The 17,225-nt window shown below is 52.5% G+C and carries 10 protein-coding genes and 1 other RNA gene; 3 read left to right on the forward strand and 8 right to left on the reverse strand.

The annotated features are described in order from the left end of the window. Window positions 1–13 precede the first annotated feature (13 nt). From tpiA to BUB22_RS01755, 3 genes are all read right to left on the reverse strand, one after another. The gene (tpiA, locus tag BUB22_RS01745) at window positions 14–775 is read right to left on the reverse strand and encodes a triose-phosphate isomerase (RefSeq protein WP_072809737.1); all 762 of its coding nucleotides are present in this window, start codon (window positions 773–775) and stop codon (window positions 14–16) included. A 97-nt stretch (window positions 776–872) separates the two neighbouring features. After that, window positions 873–4,049: a TIGR02171 family lipoprotein gene (locus BUB22_RS01750; protein WP_073113663.1), complete on the reverse strand. Its 3,177-nt coding sequence runs from the start codon at window positions 4,047–4,049 to the stop codon at window positions 873–875. A 91-nt stretch (window positions 4,050–4,140) separates the two neighbouring features. Beyond that, window positions 4,141–4,584: a hypothetical protein gene (locus BUB22_RS01755; protein ID WP_072809742.1), complete on the reverse strand. Its 444-nt coding sequence runs from the start codon at window positions 4,582–4,584 to the stop codon at window positions 4,141–4,143. 83 nt (window positions 4,585–4,667) lie between these two features. Between BUB22_RS01755 and BUB22_RS01760 the strand changes: the two genes are divergently transcribed. Further along, window positions 4,668–5,645 carry a hypothetical protein gene (locus tag BUB22_RS01760; RefSeq protein WP_073113664.1) on the forward strand — a complete coding sequence of 326 codons (978 nt, stop codon included), beginning with the start codon at window positions 4,668–4,670 and terminating at the stop codon, window positions 5,643–5,645. On the opposite strand, the gene BUB22_RS01765 is transcribed toward BUB22_RS01760, so the two are convergent. The 3 genes from BUB22_RS01765 to BUB22_RS01775 form a co-directional block, all read right to left on the reverse strand. Next, the gene (locus BUB22_RS01765) at window positions 5,609–6,331 is read right to left on the reverse strand and encodes a hypothetical protein (RefSeq protein WP_073113665.1); all 723 of its coding nucleotides are present in this window, start codon (window positions 6,329–6,331) and stop codon (window positions 5,609–5,611) included. The two genes, BUB22_RS01760 and BUB22_RS01765, sit on opposite strands and share 37 nt — an antisense overlap. A 182-nt stretch (window positions 6,332–6,513) precedes the next feature. Continuing rightward, the gene (gene recA / locus BUB22_RS01770; protein WP_073113666.1) at window positions 6,514–7,611 is read right to left on the reverse strand and encodes a recombinase RecA; all 1,098 of its coding nucleotides are present in this window, start codon (window positions 7,609–7,611) and stop codon (window positions 6,514–6,516) included. A gap of 41 nt (window positions 7,612–7,652) precedes the next feature. Beyond that, complete coding sequence (locus BUB22_RS01775; protein ID WP_139258664.1) at window positions 7,653–8,249, reverse strand: CinA family protein; 597 nt, start codon at window positions 8,247–8,249, stop codon at window positions 7,653–7,655. A gap of 177 nt (window positions 8,250–8,426) precedes the next feature. On the opposite strand from BUB22_RS01775, the gene BUB22_RS01780 reads away from it, so the two are divergent. After that, window positions 8,427–9,503, forward strand: coding sequence for a DUF5683 domain-containing protein (locus tag BUB22_RS01780; protein ID WP_073113667.1), 1,077 nt, complete (start codon window positions 8,427–8,429; stop codon window positions 9,501–9,503). Between the two features lie 113 nt (window positions 9,504–9,616). Here the strand turns inward: BUB22_RS01780 and BUB22_RS01785 are convergent, their stop codons facing one another. Next, window positions 9,617–10,234 (reverse strand): histidine phosphatase family protein, encoded by a 618-nt coding sequence (locus BUB22_RS01785; protein ID WP_073113668.1) that lies wholly within the window; start codon window positions 10,232–10,234, stop codon window positions 9,617–9,619. Window positions 10,235–10,333: 99 nt separating this feature from the next. After that, window positions 10,334–10,430: signal recognition particle sRNA small type (gene ffs, locus BUB22_RS01790), an RNA gene on the reverse strand. 267 nt (window positions 10,431–10,697) lie between these two features. Between ffs and BUB22_RS01795 the strand changes: the two genes are divergently transcribed. Beyond that, the gene (locus BUB22_RS01795) at window positions 10,698–16,703 is read left to right on the forward strand and encodes a cadherin repeat domain-containing protein (protein ID WP_083535333.1); all 6,006 of its coding nucleotides are present in this window, start codon (window positions 10,698–10,700) and stop codon (window positions 16,701–16,703) included. Window positions 16,704–17,225 lie beyond the last annotated feature (522 nt).

The raw sequence follows: 17,225 nt of genomic DNA on the forward strand, positions 1-17,225 counted from the left end.
GGTTGGTTGAAAATTACTTGGCTTCGGCAGCGTCGATGATTTCCTTGAAGGTGTTGGCCTTGAGACCTGCACCGCCAATGAGACCGCCGTCGATGTCCTTCTGGGCGAGGAGGCCTGCTGCGTTGGCGCCCTTCATGGAGCCACCGTACTGGATGCGCATGCCTTCGGCAACAGCTTCACCGTAGATTTCCTTCACAACGGAGCGAGCGTAGGCCTGGGTGTCCTGAGCCTGTTCGTCGGTAGCGGTAACGCCGGTACCGATTGCCCAAACCGGTTCGTAAGCGAGAACGCACTTGGCTGCGTCTTCGGCAGAAACGTCCTTGAAGGCGCCCTTGATCTGGAGGCCGAGGACTTCCTTCAGGATGCCGCCGTTGCGCTGGTCGAGGGTTTCGCCAATGCAGATGATCGGCTTCAGACCGGCTTCGAGGGTCTTCTTGACCTTGAGGTTCACCGTTTCGTCAGTTTCGTGGAAGTACTGGCGCTGTTCGGAGTGGCCGATGATGATGTATTCGGCGCCGATTTCCTTGACCATGTCAACGGAGACCTTACCGGTGAATGCGCCCTGGTCCTTCCAGTGGATGTCCTGGATGGCGAGCTTCACGTTGGTACCCTTGATGACGTCGGCGACCTTGGCGGCAGCGAGGTAAGTCGGGGCGATGACCACTTCGGTCTTCTTCACGTCCTTGACGGCTTCCACGATATCCTTAGCGAGCTGAATGGATTCGCTAACGGTCTTGTTCATCTTCCAGTTACCAGCAATGATATACTGACGCATAATTAACTCCTTGAGAGGTTTAAAATTTAACGGGCGTAAATGTAGAAAAATTTATGGATTTGGGTAGGTAGGGTGGTGTTTTTAGGCTCCGAATATGCTATTTGTTGTCAAGTTCTAGCAAAAGGGAATCCAAGCGGTGAGTGTAGAGTTCGGCTCCTTCATCGCAAAGGTGCTGGGAGTCTTCGTTCATTCCATTGGCGTAGTCGTGCAGGCCGCCCTTGTTTTCGTCGAACAGAACAAAATTCGAATATGTTTGTTCCATCTTGACGAATTCTCCGATTAGAGAATCGGCTATATCGCGGTTCATGCCCAGGTAACCGAACATGGCGGAATTCCTGTATGCAGGAGACTGGGGGAGGATTGTCCCGATGACTGTTACACCTCGTTTGGCCGACTCTTCGATGATGGTCTTTAGGGAATTCATGGAGCCTGCGAGGATTTCTTGTCCGGGATCGCTAACGGTTGCACCAAAGGCTGCTCCTGGCCACGATTTTGAGCAAGTAGTGTGCAATTGGCCTCTAAGCTCAATAATATGGTCGGTACGATTTGATGACGGGTAGAGTATTCCGTCCTTCGCAGCCTCGTATAAAGGTGTAAGATCTTCTTCACCTACCCAGTAATTGTGGTTCTTGTCATATACAAATCCAGGATACAACAGGTACTTTGCATTGGCGTCGTTGTCGGCGAACCAGTTGTCGTCTTTGGCAGACGGTGTTTTCCACCAAAAATCCAAATCGAGAGAAACGACCAGATACTTCATTTTCTTGTAGTGGGGCATAATGTACTTCATCAGGAGGTCCTTGGACATGTGGATTGTACATGATGCAAGGCCCAAGTTTACCGCAGTGAATTTGCTGCTCAGTTTTGTGGGGTAAACCGCGTTTAGAGGGCGCGAAGACCCTATGACGACCACATTGGCGGAATCGGCGAACTGCCACAAGAGCTCCATCTTGTATCGTATGATGAAATCCTTGAACTGCGTGTAGCTGTACACATATATTCCGGCACTGTCGGGGTCCAGAACCAGGCTGTGCTCGCCTGAAGAACTTGTCGGGGCAATCTCGCTTGATGAACTCGTTTCTGTAAATTCACTTGAAGAACTGGTTCCAATATCTTCGCTCGAAGAACTTGTTAGGACAAACTCGCTTGAGGAACTGGTTTTGACATTCTCGCTGGAAGAACTGCTTTCAATATATTCGCTTGAAGAGCTGATTGGGGCAATCTCGCTGGAAGAACTTGTTTCGACATTCCCGCTTGAAGAGCTTGTCTGGACGCTTGTGCTGGATGATGATGCTTTGGGCGTTTCGCTTGATGAACTGGAAGATTGTTCTGCGACAAGGGGCGTAGAACGTTCTACCCAAAGAACCGGATGCCACAATTCATCGCTTTCAACAAGTTCAACAATTTTTTTCGTTTCCATGTCTATCAAGACGATTTTTTTGTGGGATCCGTTTTGGTCCGAAAGTGTTGCCACCGCCGCATTCTTGCCGGTCACCCATTCCGTATGGTCATAGGAATAGCCTGCCGGAGCAGCGACTGCGTCTACTAGATTTCCGTTGCTGTTCATTACAAGAATTTGTTCGTGAGTGCCGTATTTTTGGCCGACAAACTTTTGACCTGTAGAGCTTCCGAAATCGAGGAATAGAGTCCGGTTCGAACCATCGGTGGCAAGAGAAACGTTGCAGGCCTGCTCGTTGTTGTACCATACGTCATATTTAACCTTGTCGGGGTCGTCCCAGGTGGCAACGCGCAAGAGCTTCGAGCCTGTTACCGCAAGCCCCTCTGTTACGCCTCCGTTAAAACTACCCTTTAGCAATAGCCGTGGCGTGCCGAACTCCCCCCCTGCGAAGGGAACAATCCATGTGCTGTACCCTGCCCAGGTCAAGGAATCCTTGTTGCTTCCGGCGTCAGACACGTACACTAAAGCGGTATCGCCTGGTTCTAACACCCTGAATCGCGGAATGGCGGCGCTTTCAACGGGGAGCTTTATCTTTTCTGAACATGCGGAATCCAGGCGGCAAACATAAACTTCTGATTTTCCGGATATTCCTTCAATCTTGGTGCTGAATGCGATGTAATTGCCATCGGGAGATACGTCAGGGTGGAATGCGCCTGCGTCATCTTCAATTTCAATTGCCCTAGAAGCATTCTTGGTGTAATCGATAAAAGTCAGTTTGCCGGAAACGTCGTTTCTGAATACGAGCTTCGCCTTTGCCCTTCTGGCGTTTAAAGTTCCCAAAATGGATTCTATGGTAGCCACGATGTTTATCTTGACCGTGTTCACGGCTCCAGATGGATCTAGCCAAAGCGGTTTGTCGATGGCTCCAAGCACCAACCTGAAACCTACATAGTCGGCGCTGGAATTCATCGCAATGGGGTACACATCCCGACGAGTGTTGATGTTGATATCGTTGGGAGACAATCGGCAGTTTCCGCCCTTTATAATGTTTTCTTTTAAACTGTTGGGAGATGAGGCTCCAACATAGTTTGTCAGGGTGGTGTCCTTAAAATCCGCAAGCCATCCGTCTACCCATTCGGCGACGTTCCCTGTCATGTTGCAGACTGCATCTGGGTTTTCTTCAAGTTTGACGTGCAAACTGTCTAATCCGGGGGCGGTGCAAACCTCGTGGGGAATAGATGAAGAATTATCTGCATTCCAGGAATTTTCGACATCCCAGAATTTTTTTGCGACATACACCCACTCGGCTTCCGTTGGCAGTCGGTAGCCAAAAACCTCGTAGTGAGTGACTAGTCCTTCAAGGAAAACGCAACTTCCTGTGGGAGTGAAATTGGAATTTGTGTAGGTATATACGGTGTCGAGCCCCTTGCTTTTGCTTAATGCGTTTGCGTACAAAACGGCATCGTAGAAATTGACATTGACCTGCGGAAGATTCTTTTCGTTTTCCGGTATATCGCCACCCATGAGTGCTGCGTACTGTTCTCGGGTCACTTCGGTGCGGCCAATGTAGAAGTCGTAGTCCAGTTGGACCTCCATCGTGACGTTAGACTCGTCAGAGGCGTCCGTCAAGGATACCGTCTTGGGGCCTTTCTGCTTTACAAAACCTTCTATGGAGTATTCTGGTTTTTCGGAAGAACTGGACGATTCGGAGGAACTGGATGATTTCTGGTCTTCGTCAATATCTTCCGAAGGGCTGGAGAATTCCTGTTCATCATCGATGTCATTGTCGCTTTCACTGGATTTGACATTGGAACAGCTCGTCCAAAGGCCGAATGCCAGCAACCAAAAAAAGCAGAAAAAAACTGTCTTTCTCATTTCTATAAATTGCGCTAGTGTAGGCCAAAAATAAAAAAAGAGATTGATTTATATCAGTCTCTTTTTTGCAGAAATGCAGTGGTAAAGAATGTTAGTTGTAGTTGCTGGAACGGCTGGAAGTCGGTGCCGGAGAGCCACCGTAGCGGTCGCCTTCGATCTTTTCGAGGATCCATTCGTTCTCGTAGCCCTTCAAACGTGCCTGGTCGGGGTGCTTCCAGATGAGGCGCGTGATGAGCTTGCCTTCGGCGGTGTAGTATTCCCACACGCTGCTGGTGTCGGTCTCGACTTCGTGGTCAGGAGGGCCCCAGAGCAGGTTCACCATGTCGTTGGTCATGCCTTCTTCGATATAGCCCTGCTTGAACACGTCCTTGAGGCGCTTGTCGATACCCATGCTTTCCTTCGTGACGAAGTATTCGCGTTCGTATTCGTTCTGGCCTACGCCACGTTCGATAAGGATGGGGGACGAAGTCTTGTTTGCGCAACCCCAAAACAGCAGGCCACAGAGGGCGAGTGCACACAGATGAGAAAGTTTCATAGGGACTCCTATAAGATTTTGTGTCCACAAAATAAGAATTTATCGGGCAAATAGATGAAATATTTTTTAGATTTTACAATGAAATGAAGTTTTTTGGCCGCCATACGAGGATTTTTGCCCTTTTGCTGCTTTCTGCGGTCTCGTTTTCGTTCTCTCTCGGGTTCGACGCGAGTGTCAAGCAGGGCTTCCGCTATGGCCCGAACCTTTCCTGGAGCGTGATGGGGAATACCCCCTTCGTGTGGGGGCAGTGGCTCCCGCAATTGGAAGGGTCGCTCCGCTACACGTGGCTGGAGCCAATCGGACTGCTCGACTACGGTGCGCCGATGGAAAAGTCGCCTACATTCCTCCGGATGGAAGGCGCCCTTGAACTTTCCCCGTTCTTTGCGGGCTATGAGGCCGGCCTCGGGTTACGCCCCTTCAAGACCAACCCTCAGGTGGAGGTCGGGACAATCTACCGCAGCTACCTTTATCTGCTGAGTAACCAGGAAATGGTGACCGTCGATGCCGTAGAGGGTGGTAGAATCGCTGAAACCTGGAATGCCGACTACATTGTCGATAACGTCTGGGGCGAAGATGACGAGTTTGACTACGCACAGCTGTTTGACCTCTATGTGAAAATCGAGTATTTCCTGCCCAAGAATTCGTTTATCGGGTTCAATATGCACTATATCCTTTCCGATATAAGTACCGATTTCGAAGGCAAGAGTTACGACTACAAGATAAATATGCCCGTGTTCAGCCGCGATTTCGTGCTGGACTTTGAACTGTACGGGATGTTCAGTTTCAACAAGAATATTGCGGCCCTGTTTGAAACATCGTACTACCGGACGGGCACGCTACGCAACGGGAATACCGTGGAAAAAGAAGCGCTGAGCTACATGATGGCGAAGATAGGCCCGCTTTTTTCGTGGAAAGACGGTATGCGGAGCCTGACGTTCGAACTCGGTTTCTGGAAACGCAAGGAAGACCGTTTCTACGACGGCAACCTGGGGCAGGAATTCATTGCTCAGCTGAAGTATCAGGGCTACTTCTCGTTCCCGATCCGCCAGAACGTGCGGTAGTCGTGGCCTGATTTCAAGATGCTTTCGCGCAGGGGGTCCGTGTCGATTTCCTCGACCGGGTAGACGGAGCGCACCCAGAGTTTGCCGCGGTAGTTGAGGCCCGCGACCGTGATGAGCGAGGGAAGCGTGATTCCCGAATAGTCCTTCCAGTCGTCAATGCGCAGTTCGCGCTTCTCTTTTGCTGCCCCCCGCATGGTAATCAGGTGCGGGCTTGCAAGCGAGTCCAGAGTGACGCTCCACCACATGTTCGAGTATGCGGGCGAAAGAATATTCGGCTTCTGGATGCTCGAGTCCTTGCACATAAAGTACCCGTGGGCAAGGAGTTCGAGGTCATCGTACTTGACGGGCGTGTTCGCGATGTCTTCTTTCAGGTGGTGCATCGCCATCTGCCGTTTAATCTTGGGTTCCGAGAATTCAAGATACCTGCCGGTCTTGCTCGTGATGTACTTGAAGGAGGGCCTGTTCGGGATATGTACGAAGAACGTGTCCAGTTCCTTTGTCTCGTGGTGGCGCCACTCCAGGTCTATCCTCGCGCGGGAATGTTCCGGGTTGATGAACCAGCCCTCCAGGTTCACAATCATGTCTTTGTCGAGAAGCTTGTGAGGGCACAAATCCTGCGCGTGTGGTGCTACGGCCAGCACGAGGGTCGTAAGCGCTGTCAGGATATGCGCGAAGGATAAGTTCATGCGTCTAAAATAACAAAATTTTTGCGTGTGGTATGGTTGCGGATTTTTTGCAGGCGGTTTGTAATAAAAAAACTCCGTGCGCAAAAAAAAATCCGTGCCCTCACAATGGCTGAAGGAGGACACGGAGTTTGTTTCTCAACAGGAAGAATTTTTGTAGCGGGCGAGGGTCCGCTTTTTAGCTGCTAGCCTTCTTCGACGGCGTTGATTTCGCCGTCGTCTTCGGCCTCGAGGGCTTCGTTCTCGCCGAGCTTGAAGAGTTCAACGTCCTTCATGCTTTCGCGGATCTTCTGCTCAATCTCGTTGCAGAGTTCCGGATTGTCCTTCAGGAAGAGGCGGGCGTTTTCGCGGCCCTGGCCGATGCGTTCGTTGTTGTAGCTGAACCACGCGCCACTCTTCTGGATAATGTCGAGTTCGCAGGCGAGGTCGAGGATGGATGCCTCGCGGGAGATGCCGCAACCGTAGAGGATGTCGAATTCGCACTGGGTGAACGGGGCCGCGACCTTGTTCTTCACGACCTTCACGCGGGTGCGGTTGCCGATGACCTCCTCGCCGTCCTTGATGGCGGCGATGCGGCGGATGTCGATACGCTGGGTGGCGTAGAACTTGAGGGCGTTACCGCCGGTAGTGGTTTCGGGGTTGCCGAACATCACGCCGATCTTCATGCGGAGCTGGTTGATGAACAGCATGCAGGTATTGGACTTCGAGAGGATGCCGGTGAGCTTGCGGAGGGCCTGGCTCATGAGGCGGGCCTGCAGGCCAACGTGGTTGTCGCCCATTTCGCCGTTGATTTCGGCCTGCGGGACAAGTGCTGCCACGGAGTCAATCACGATGATGTCGATGGCGCCGGAACGCACGAGGGTCTCGGCAATGTCGAGGGCCTGCTCGCCCGTATCGGGCTGGGAAACGAGGAGGGATTCGATGTCGACACCGAGCTTGCGGGCGTAGACCGCGTCGAAGGCGTGTTCTGCGTCGATGAAGGCCGCAACGCCGCCAAGCTTCTGGGCTTCGGCGATGGCGTGCAGGGTGAGGGTCGTCTTGCCGGAGGATTCGGGGCCGTAGATTTCGATGATGCGGCCGCGGGGGAAGCCTCCCACGCCGAGCGCCATGTCGAGCTGGATGCAGCCGGACGGGATTACCGGGATTTCTTCGACGGGCTGGCTGCCGAGAGCCATGATGGAACCTTTACCATAATTCTTCTCGATCTGGGCGATTGCCGCTTCGACCGCTTTTGCCTTGTCGGCGGAAAGGTTGCTGGTGGGTGTCGTGTTCTTCTTTGCCATATTGGACTCCATTTTTTGTTTTTCTTGTCTAAATATACTATTTAGTGTTCACTTGTGCAAGTGCTTTTTTGTTTATTTAACAAAACAAATAGCCTGCACAACACCATATAAACGGATTTGAGCCTTATTTTGAGCCTATCCCCTGCGAAAATTTTACAAAAAGCCTCGTTTTGCACCGAGTTGTTACCATTTTTCCACGAAATTGACATCCATACGGTGCCGACGGGCTTGCCGGGTTCTGCCCCGCCGGGGCCCGCGATGCCCGAGGTGGAAACAGCCCACTGGCAGCCGAACTTTTCGAGCGCACCCGCGGACATCTCCCTTACGGTCTGCTCGCTCACTGCCCCGAACTGCTCGAGAGTCTCGTGGCTTACCCCGAGGAGCGCTTCCTTGACATCGTTCTGGTAGGCGACGATTCCGCCTGCAAGTACGGCTGAAGAGCCCGCTTCGTTCACGATGCTGCTTGCGACAAGCCCGCCCGTGCAGGATTCCGCGGTTGCCATCATCTCGCCGCGGGCGATAAGCTTTTCCTTGATGGCGTGGACCAGCTCGGCGATAGCCTCTTCAAGAAGGTTCTTGTCGATTTCCATACCTTCGATATTCGCTTCGTTGATGGTCTGTACGCTATTCATTTTCATACTCCGTAATATAGAATTTATTTGTGTCAAAAAATGACATTACAAAAGAAAAGTGAAATTTTTTTGCAAAATATAATTATCATGAAGCTCCAGTGCATGCCCCTTCCCGCGAACCATCGTCAATCATCAATCATCAATTATCAATTATCAATCAACTAATTACTATATTTCAAACAAATGTTAAACCGTCTGCTTGCCATATTCCTGTTTGCGTGCCTCGCCTTTGCGGGCATGGCCGTGGCGCAGGCCGATTCGACGGTTGCGGCAACTGTCCCGGCAGATACGTCGGCTGCTGAATCGGCGGAGGCGGATCCTGGCGAGGTGGCAGAAGAAGTGCCTGCCGATACGGCGTTCCAGTGCGACCCGCTGGTAAAGGGCAAGACGGGCATACGTTCCATCGACACGCTCCCCGTGAACGAATGGGACATCCCGACAAAGCGCAACTCGCTCGGGCTTACCATGCTCCTGAGCCTTTTCCCGGGCGGCGGGCAGTACTATACGGAACACTACGTGCGCGGCGGGTTCATTACGGGTATCGAACTCCTCCTGGTTTACGAGGTCTATTTCAACAAGTCGTGGCAGAAGGACCGCGTGCTGGAACAGGCGCAGCCTTTCCGCGATACCGTGTCGATGTATTCCAAGCTTATCCGCGAAACGCAGGACCGCGACAGCATTGCCTACTATCAGGGCAAGCGAAACGAGTATGCGAACCGCGTGCGTGAAAAGAGCGACAAGAAGATGGAGCAGGAAGACCTGCGCTACGCCGAGAATGCGTGGCTGTTCGGCCTTCACTTGTACGGAATGATGGATGCGTTCGGCATCTGGTACAACAATAATTACCGGAGCGTGGAACTCCGCGATATGAAAACTGCCCTGCTGCTCGGGCTTATCCCGGGGCTCGGCCAGATGTACAATGGCGAGTTTGGCAAGGCGGGGTTACTTTATATGGGACTCATCGGCGCGGCGGCGAGCATCCGCACCTCGCAGAACATGGTGGAATACTACCTCGACCGCAAGCACTTTCTGGAGAAAGAGAATTCCTCGTCCGAGGAACTTGACCGCGTGACCGAGCGCGTTACGTATTACCGCAAGAACAGGAACCAGTATATCTGGGGTGTAGCGCTTATCTACCTGTATTCTTTGGGCGATGCGGTTGTCGATGCCCTGCTGAGCGACTTCGATAACCCGATGCACTTTGCGCTGTTGCCGAACCTTACCGGTGGCGCGCAAGCCCTCTTTACGCTTGATTTTTAATTGTCGCCCTCGTCGTGACTTCGTCACACCGCAGTCGCGGAGCGACAAGAGTGTCTAATCATTCATGGACACACTTGTGCCTTCGGCACTTCGGTGTGACGAAGGCTGAAACATCAATCCATCACGAGCGGCGGCATCTTGATGCCTTCGTGCACGGTCGTGAATTTCCCGCGGAAATGCCCTTCGCTGTTGCGCGTGAACTTAAATCGCGTGACCATCGCGTAGCTGAACATCCCTTCGACAAAGACCTCGTCCGGAAGTCCGCACGCGAAGTGCTGGAGGGCTGCGATTACGCCCGCGTGGCTTACCCACAGGTATTCGCCGTTGTCGTCGAGCGTGTCAAGAAGTGACTCTACGCGCTTGTCCACGTCGTGGAAACTTTCGCCCGTGGGAAACCTGTACCCACGCCAGTCGCTTTTCCAGGCGGCCATCTCGTTGCGGGGGACGGCGGTGAGCTTCTGGCCTTCCCACGTGCCGAAGTTTATCTCCATGAGCCTGTCGTCTTTCTCGATGTTAAGCCCGGTGGCCTCCGAAACCTTCTCGGCGAGTCGCATGCACCGCAGGAGCGGGCTGCTGAAGAGTCGGGTCGGGTAGGCGCCAGCCTTCAGGTAGTCATCGATGGCGCTTTTCGCCTCGTCTTCGAATGAGGGGGATACGTCAAAGTCGAGTCGCCCGTAGCAGACATCTTTCGGGTTGTAGGGCTTGGTGTGTCGAAAAGTCCAAAGAATCATTGCTGCTTCGTCATCCCTGCGACCTGTGGTGAGCGTCGCCGAACCAAGGCGGGGATCTTTAGTTAAAAAAAGTGCAACCCGAGGGTTGCAAAAAAAAAGAAATCCTAGGCGACCTGAGCACATAAAAATTCACAAGTCCGTTGCTGCTTTCGCCCTGGCGAGTTGCCCGCAAATAGTCATTGCGCAGGGCCTAGGACCCTAAAATATAGTAAAATAAGCCATTTTTTGGAAGCCGGGATAGTCCAATTTGGAATGAAAAAAGCCCGAAAGGGGGCGTTTTTTGCCCCGAAATTGCAAAATGATGCGATTTAGACAACGGTTTGACTGAATTGGTAAAAATATCGTTACCTGTTATGTAAAATTCTGTATATATTACTTATGACGGATTGTAAAAAATTCGTTTCTTGTTGTATTCGGAGTTGACGATTTGATATAACGAACCCTGTTTTTTCAGGAGGCGATTATGTTGAAAGGGATGATAAATAAAGTTTACTTGGCCGTGGCCGTGCTCGGCCTGTTTGGCGGTGCTTTCGGCGCAAAGGTCGCCCCGCTGTATTTCGAAAGCCTCGGAAATTCGGCCGCGGAAAATGCCGATTCCCAGCAAGAGTACTGGGAAGGTTTGATGAAGTACAAGCTGTGGGGCTCTGAAGGATTGACGTTCAATAAGCATACGGTGCATATTGCGGATAAAAATGGCTATAACGGCACTGCAACGGGCGATATTTCCTTTTTCAACGGAGCTCATCATGTGGGCGGGCCGCTTCTTTCGGGAAAGGGGTTGCATCTCTCGGATGATGGCACGACTCCCAATAATGATACCCTGAGTGGAGGCCCGGTAAGGGTTCTTGGTGATTTTGCAATTGCAGATTGGGCGGCAAATTCTGGTCCGGTTTCTGGAGCCATCTATGAAGGACCTTATTGCGTGCAGGGCTCTATCAGAACACGTTCTTCGCAGGCTTACGATAATACACTGACCAACTGGGCTGCAATGGTCAAGGGCGGTGTCTATGGAACGTCGGGTGTGGTTGCTGCGGATGCTGCGACTGCCGATTCTACTTACACTTATAATGTTGAGGATCCTGAAACGGGTGACCTTGTCCCTGTTACGGAATACTACAAATATGTGGCCTATCCGTTTGCGGTGGGCACGTACCAGTCTTGCCCGGTGGAGGTCCCTCCGGTAGATACTCACTTGCGTGTGCCTCTTTGGCCTGAACCTGCAGAATGGGCTCCTGGTATCAATATGTCCAATGGTATTGACGAAGTTGCCTATATCCATGTTCCGCCGGAAAGCGCTTATATTAACGAATATGGCACGTATGACCTGTATATTGAAAATATCTATATGCACAACAGCGCACACAAGTACTTGTACGTTGTAATGCCGCATGGTGGTCGCCTTACAAGAATCTTTGTGCGCGATGGTTTCAATATTCAGCCGAGTGCAAACAGCGCGGTGATTCAGGTTGTCTATGTCGATAGGAACGCCGTTTACAATACGACCACCAAAGAGTGGGATGTGAGCGCTCTTGTCGATAGTAACTACATAAGCAATGCGAAATATGCTGGTAACCTGATGTTCTATACAAATAAGGATGTTCACTGGAAATCTATGGTCAAGCCGAGTTACCAGGGAACCTTCATGACGACAGGTAAGTTCACCATTGAAAACCACTTTACGCTCGCAGGCCAGCTTGTGGCTAATAACCTGTGGTTTGAATCCGACATCGTGGGCGATTTCCGCTATGTGCCGTTTGATCCTCCCATACTGAAGATTGACCCGGAAGTGCTCCAGAATGGCGCCTTCCCCGAAAACAATGACGATGCGGAAATCCCGATATCGCTCGATACCGTTACGAACACGTCTGTCGACTTTAACTACTGCTTCGATTTGAATCTTTCGACGGCGGAGTTGGCGGACTTCCAGAGGACATCGAAGGCACCGTTCCCGATTTGCGAATGGACCGAAACGATATGGGGTAATTACACTTATGCAGATGATGGTACAACCAAGTTGGATAGTGAGGTGGTGAATGTTATTGTCCATCATGACTCCGGCTATGTGGTTATCCCTGCACATCGCCTCACTCCCTATGATGCGAATAAGGCATACTTGAACGTGTTTATCGATGGCATCGGAGAAAGTGAAGAATACCTGCACATGAAGATATTCAACCTTGCTGGTGCGGTACTGGAAGGCAATGAACGTGAGGGTCACTTTACGTTGACCATTGTAGATGCGAATAACCCGCCGGTTGCTGGTGCTTCTAGCGTGACGGGTACCGAAGACGTGGCATACACTTTCAAGAAGAGTGACTTCGCGTACTCTTCGAGCAAGGGCTACGCGGAAACGGGCGTAGTTGTGGCCACGCTCCCGAACAAGGGCACTTTGACTTACAAGGGCGGCAATGTTACCGCGGGCCAGTTCATTCCGGTGGATTCCATCGGCGACCTCAAGTACACGGGCAAGAAGGATGATTTCGGGACTCCTGCTACCACGTTCCAGTTCAAGGTTCGTGACGAGATGAACTCCACCTCGGGTGCCGCTATCATGACGGTAAATCTTGCTGCGGTAAACGATAAGCCGAGTGCTACGGCGAGCGAATTTACCATTGTCGAAAATTCGGCGGTCGGTGCAAAAGCGACTGGGTCGCTCGTCGTGAAGGACGTCGATGACAACGCGTTCGTCTATACCTTGGTGGGCGGCGCGACCGACATATTCCAGATAAACTCTTCTACGGGCGAGATTTCTGTCAAGAAGGCCGTTCTCGACCACGAGACGAAATCGACATACACGGTGACGGTGCATGTGCGCGACATGGCTTCGACGACGACGCTTGCCGATACGCTTTCGTACAATGTCGCTGTGACGATTCGCGTGACGGACGTGAACGAAAAGCCTACCATTGTGGATGCGAACCTCAAGGTTCCTGAAATCTGCGATTCCGGTACGGTTGTCGGTCCGGTTGTCGCTACGGAACGTGATACGGCTGCTGCGTTCACGAAACTTACTTACACGATTGTCGAGAGCGGCGTGCCGTTCGTGATGGATTCTAACATCGTCAAGGTGAAGGATCCGAGCAAGCTGGATTATGAGACGGATTCCGTGCTCACGTTCCATGTGGTGGTGAACGACGGTCAGTACACCGATACTGCGGTCGTGACGGTGAAACTCACCGACGTGAACGAACCTCCTCACTTTGGGGACAACATTCCTGTGCTCACAGTGGACGAGAACGCTCCTGCCGACACTCATGTTGGTGTTGTGACAGCAAGTGACGTGGATGGTACGGAAAACCTGACGTATTCCATTATCGATGAAACGGGTACGTTCAAGATTGTTCCTTCTACGGGCGAAATCAAGGTCATTGCCGATAGCACCATCGACTTTGAAACCAAGTCCACGTACACGGTGAAGGTGGTGGTGACTGACAAGGATGGCCTTACCGATACGGCTACCGTGACCATCAAGGTGAATGACGTGAACGAGGCTCCCTCTATTGAGGATGCTGTGTTCGCAATTGACGAAAATCCCAGGAAGGGCGATTCCGCGGGGGCTGTCATCGCGTCTGATCTCGACACTGCGGCGCAGTTCCGCGTACTCACTTACGAGATTGTAGAGACGAATGTGCCGTTTGAACTCGATTCCAACATCATTCGGGTTAAAGAACCCGGCAAGCTCGATTACGAGACGGATTCCGTGTTCACGTTCCATGTGTTTGTTACCGACCAGGACGGCCTTTCTGATACCGCTACCATTACGGTGAACCTCAACGATACGCCGGAACCGCCGAAGTTTGACGACAAGACTCCCACGTTCGCTGTTGACGAGAACGTTCCTGCGGGTACATTTGTGGGTGTCGTGACCGCATCTGACGTGGATGACGACGATACGCTCACCTACAGCATCGGCGATCCGACCGATACCTTCATTATCGACGAAGTTACCGGCAAGATTACGGTGAAGGCCGACAGCACCATCGATTACGAGACGAAGAACGAGTACACGGTGACCGTGGTGGTGACCGACAAGTACGGCTATACCGATACGGCGACGGTGACTATAAAGGTGAATGACGTGAACGAGGCTCCGGATGTTCCTGACCAGACCATCACGGTGAAGGAAGATGCCGTTGTGGGCAGCGACGTGGGCAAGATTGCGGCTTCCGACCCGGATACCGCGAAGGCGTTCAGCACGCTGACCTACGAACTGGTGGAAGAAAGTGAACAGTTTAGCGTGAAGGAAGACGGTACGGTCGTGCTCAAGAAGGAACTCGACTACGAGACGGATTCCGTGTACGTGATCAAGGTGCGCGTGACCGACGGAGACCTTGCTGATACCGCCCTCGTGACGGTGAAGGTGGGCAACGTTGTCGAGAAGACCGAGCTGGAAATCACCCGTGCCGAGACGAAGGATTCCGTGTGGCTCAATCCCGATACGCTGTTCATCAATACGACTGACCTTTGCATCGAGTGGAAGGCCGACGGCAAGCTCATGGGCCCCGATTGCGACCTCGATCTCCATGAGGGCGAGAACGTTATCGTGAAGGAATACAAGACTCCGGGCAAGGATGTGCCGGGCGTGGATACGCTTATCGTGTTCGTGAGCAAGCAGAGTCCTGTCGTGACGGTGACGGCGGTTGTTGACGACGGCAAGAAGCCGAACATCTTCACGATTGTGGAAGAACAGCAGACAGCCGATACGGCGTTCTACGTGAATTCCAAGAAGAACGACATTCTGGTGAAGGTGAAGGATCCCGTGTCCGGCGCAAAGGATTCGTTCGTGGTCAAGCTTGACCTCGATACGATGAACATCCCGGCGAAGACGTTCACGAGTACGCTCGAGGGCTTTACCGGTGCGGGCCTTACCCTGAACGAGAATCCCGCTTCTGGCGCATCGCACACGCCTGTCAACGACGACAAGGTGGCGGTAAGCTACACCGAGGTTGTGAACGGCCAGGAACTCACCGTGACCTACTACACCGACAAGGACGGGAACATCATCGAAAGTGCCGACGGCGTGAAGGTGATGACCGTTGCCTACGTGACCGAAGTCAAGGGCCAGAAGGTCGTGATTTCGTACAACGTGGATGCCGTGACGGGCGAGGTTGTGAAGACTTCCGGCGGCTACGCGAAGCCGGAAAGTTCTTCCAGCGGTTCGGGCAAGTCTAGCGACAAGTCCGGCAGTTCGGGCAAGTCCGGTGACAAGGATGAGGGCAAGTCCGCTACGTTCGAGAACGCCGTGGTGTTCACCGTTACCTACGACTATGTGGACGAAGCCGGCAACACGGTTACCGTTGCGTACGGCGTGGATGCCGAGGGCAACCTCGTGAAGAACGAGGACGGAAACCTCGGTTACGAAGTGAGCTACACCTACACGAACAAGTACGGCAACTCTGCCACGCAGTCCGTGTTCATCGTGCTCGACCAGGTCCCGCCCAAGGTGGAAATCCTCTTCCCGCTGGAAGGCGACGTAATCTACTCGAACTTCGTGGACGTGAAGTGGACCGTGGATATCGGCGACGGCCGTGGCGCCGTGGTGCAGGACACCCTCATCACTCAGGGCCTCGTGAAGGGCGGCAACGCCATCGTGCGCTTCTACCGCGACAAGGCGGGCAACGAGGCGAGCGATACGGTGCGCGTCATCATGAAGAACGCGAAGGATGTGGATATCGCTATCGAGCAGGCGGTAACCGAAATCACCAAGGACAAGGTGGCTGAGTACTACGCGACGCACGAGCCCGCGGAAGGCGAGACCTACGCCGTTACCATCTACAATTCCAAGACCGAGAAGGAAGTGGAAACCCTCGTGGGTGGTGGATACAAGACCAAGACCGGCAGCGGCGAAGAACCGTACCCGGGACTCCCGGGACACCTGGGCCCGACTCTCGGAATCGAGACGAAGGTGCCCACGATAAATGCTGTGGGCGGCCTTGCTACCCTCGACGACATCGTCGGATCCGACGGCCTTGTGCCGCTTGAGGGCGTCGATGCCGAAGAGAGCGAGAAGGTGACCGTGGAAGAGTACGTGCAGCAGTACTGCTCGACGGAATTCGCGGAGAATGTGGGTGCCGACCTCTCGAAGGCGAACCTGTACTCGACAAAGATGTACGTGAAAATCTGGATTTACACGAGCCTCGGGCAGTTCGCTGACTACTACGCGTTCACCCAGGACCTGAACAATCCGGAATACGTGAACGACGCTGGCCTCCTGACCCTGTACTTCGAAATGAAGCCGGATAAGGACGGCAATGTGCGTGCCGAGTCGGGTAGGCTCTATGCGACGGGCGCGTACGTGTTCCGCACCGAGGTCGAGATGAAGTCGACGCTCCGCTGCTCGCTGCCTCCGTTCGTGAAAACATCTGGCGGAATGGAACCCGAGAAGCCCACGAACAAGGTCGGCTCGGCACGTACCGTCAAGGAAGACCTGCTGAAGAGCTTCGGCTACAAGCGCCCCAACATGAAGTAAAAGATTAGGGAGGGCGTAAAGTCATCCCCGCTATAGCCAAATGTCATCCCCGGCTTGACCGGGGATCTTCTACCACGGCCAACTCTTTCGGCCTTGTGGTTAATGTCATCCCCGGCTTGACCGGGGATCTTTTATTATACAGAGTCCTCTTCCTGCAAAAAATGTAAAAGTTCACGTTTGTAAATGAAAATTTTACAAAAATATGTGAGTTGCGTCACATTCGGGATGTGGTGTCCCGAAAATCGGTCCGAAATGTTCCATTTTTTTTGCATTCACTCTTTGAATGTAAGGTTTTTTTTAGTATTTTTACTCTTGTGTGGGGATTTGGTCGTAACCTTATCCTGTGGTGGATAATATGAAGAAGAAAATACTTGGAATTGTAATATTCCTAATTGGAATATGCGCCCCGTATGCCCTTGCTAAGGCAAGTGTAGCCCCGTTGCAGTTTACGGGAGTGTCTTCGGATTTGCAGCAAGATCGATGGGATTCCCTGATGAAGTATAAAATCTGGGGAACCGAGTA

The organism is Fibrobacter sp. UWCM, from assembly GCF_900129735.1.
Lineage (GTDB): Bacteria > Fibrobacterota > Fibrobacteria > Fibrobacterales > Fibrobacteraceae > Fibrobacter.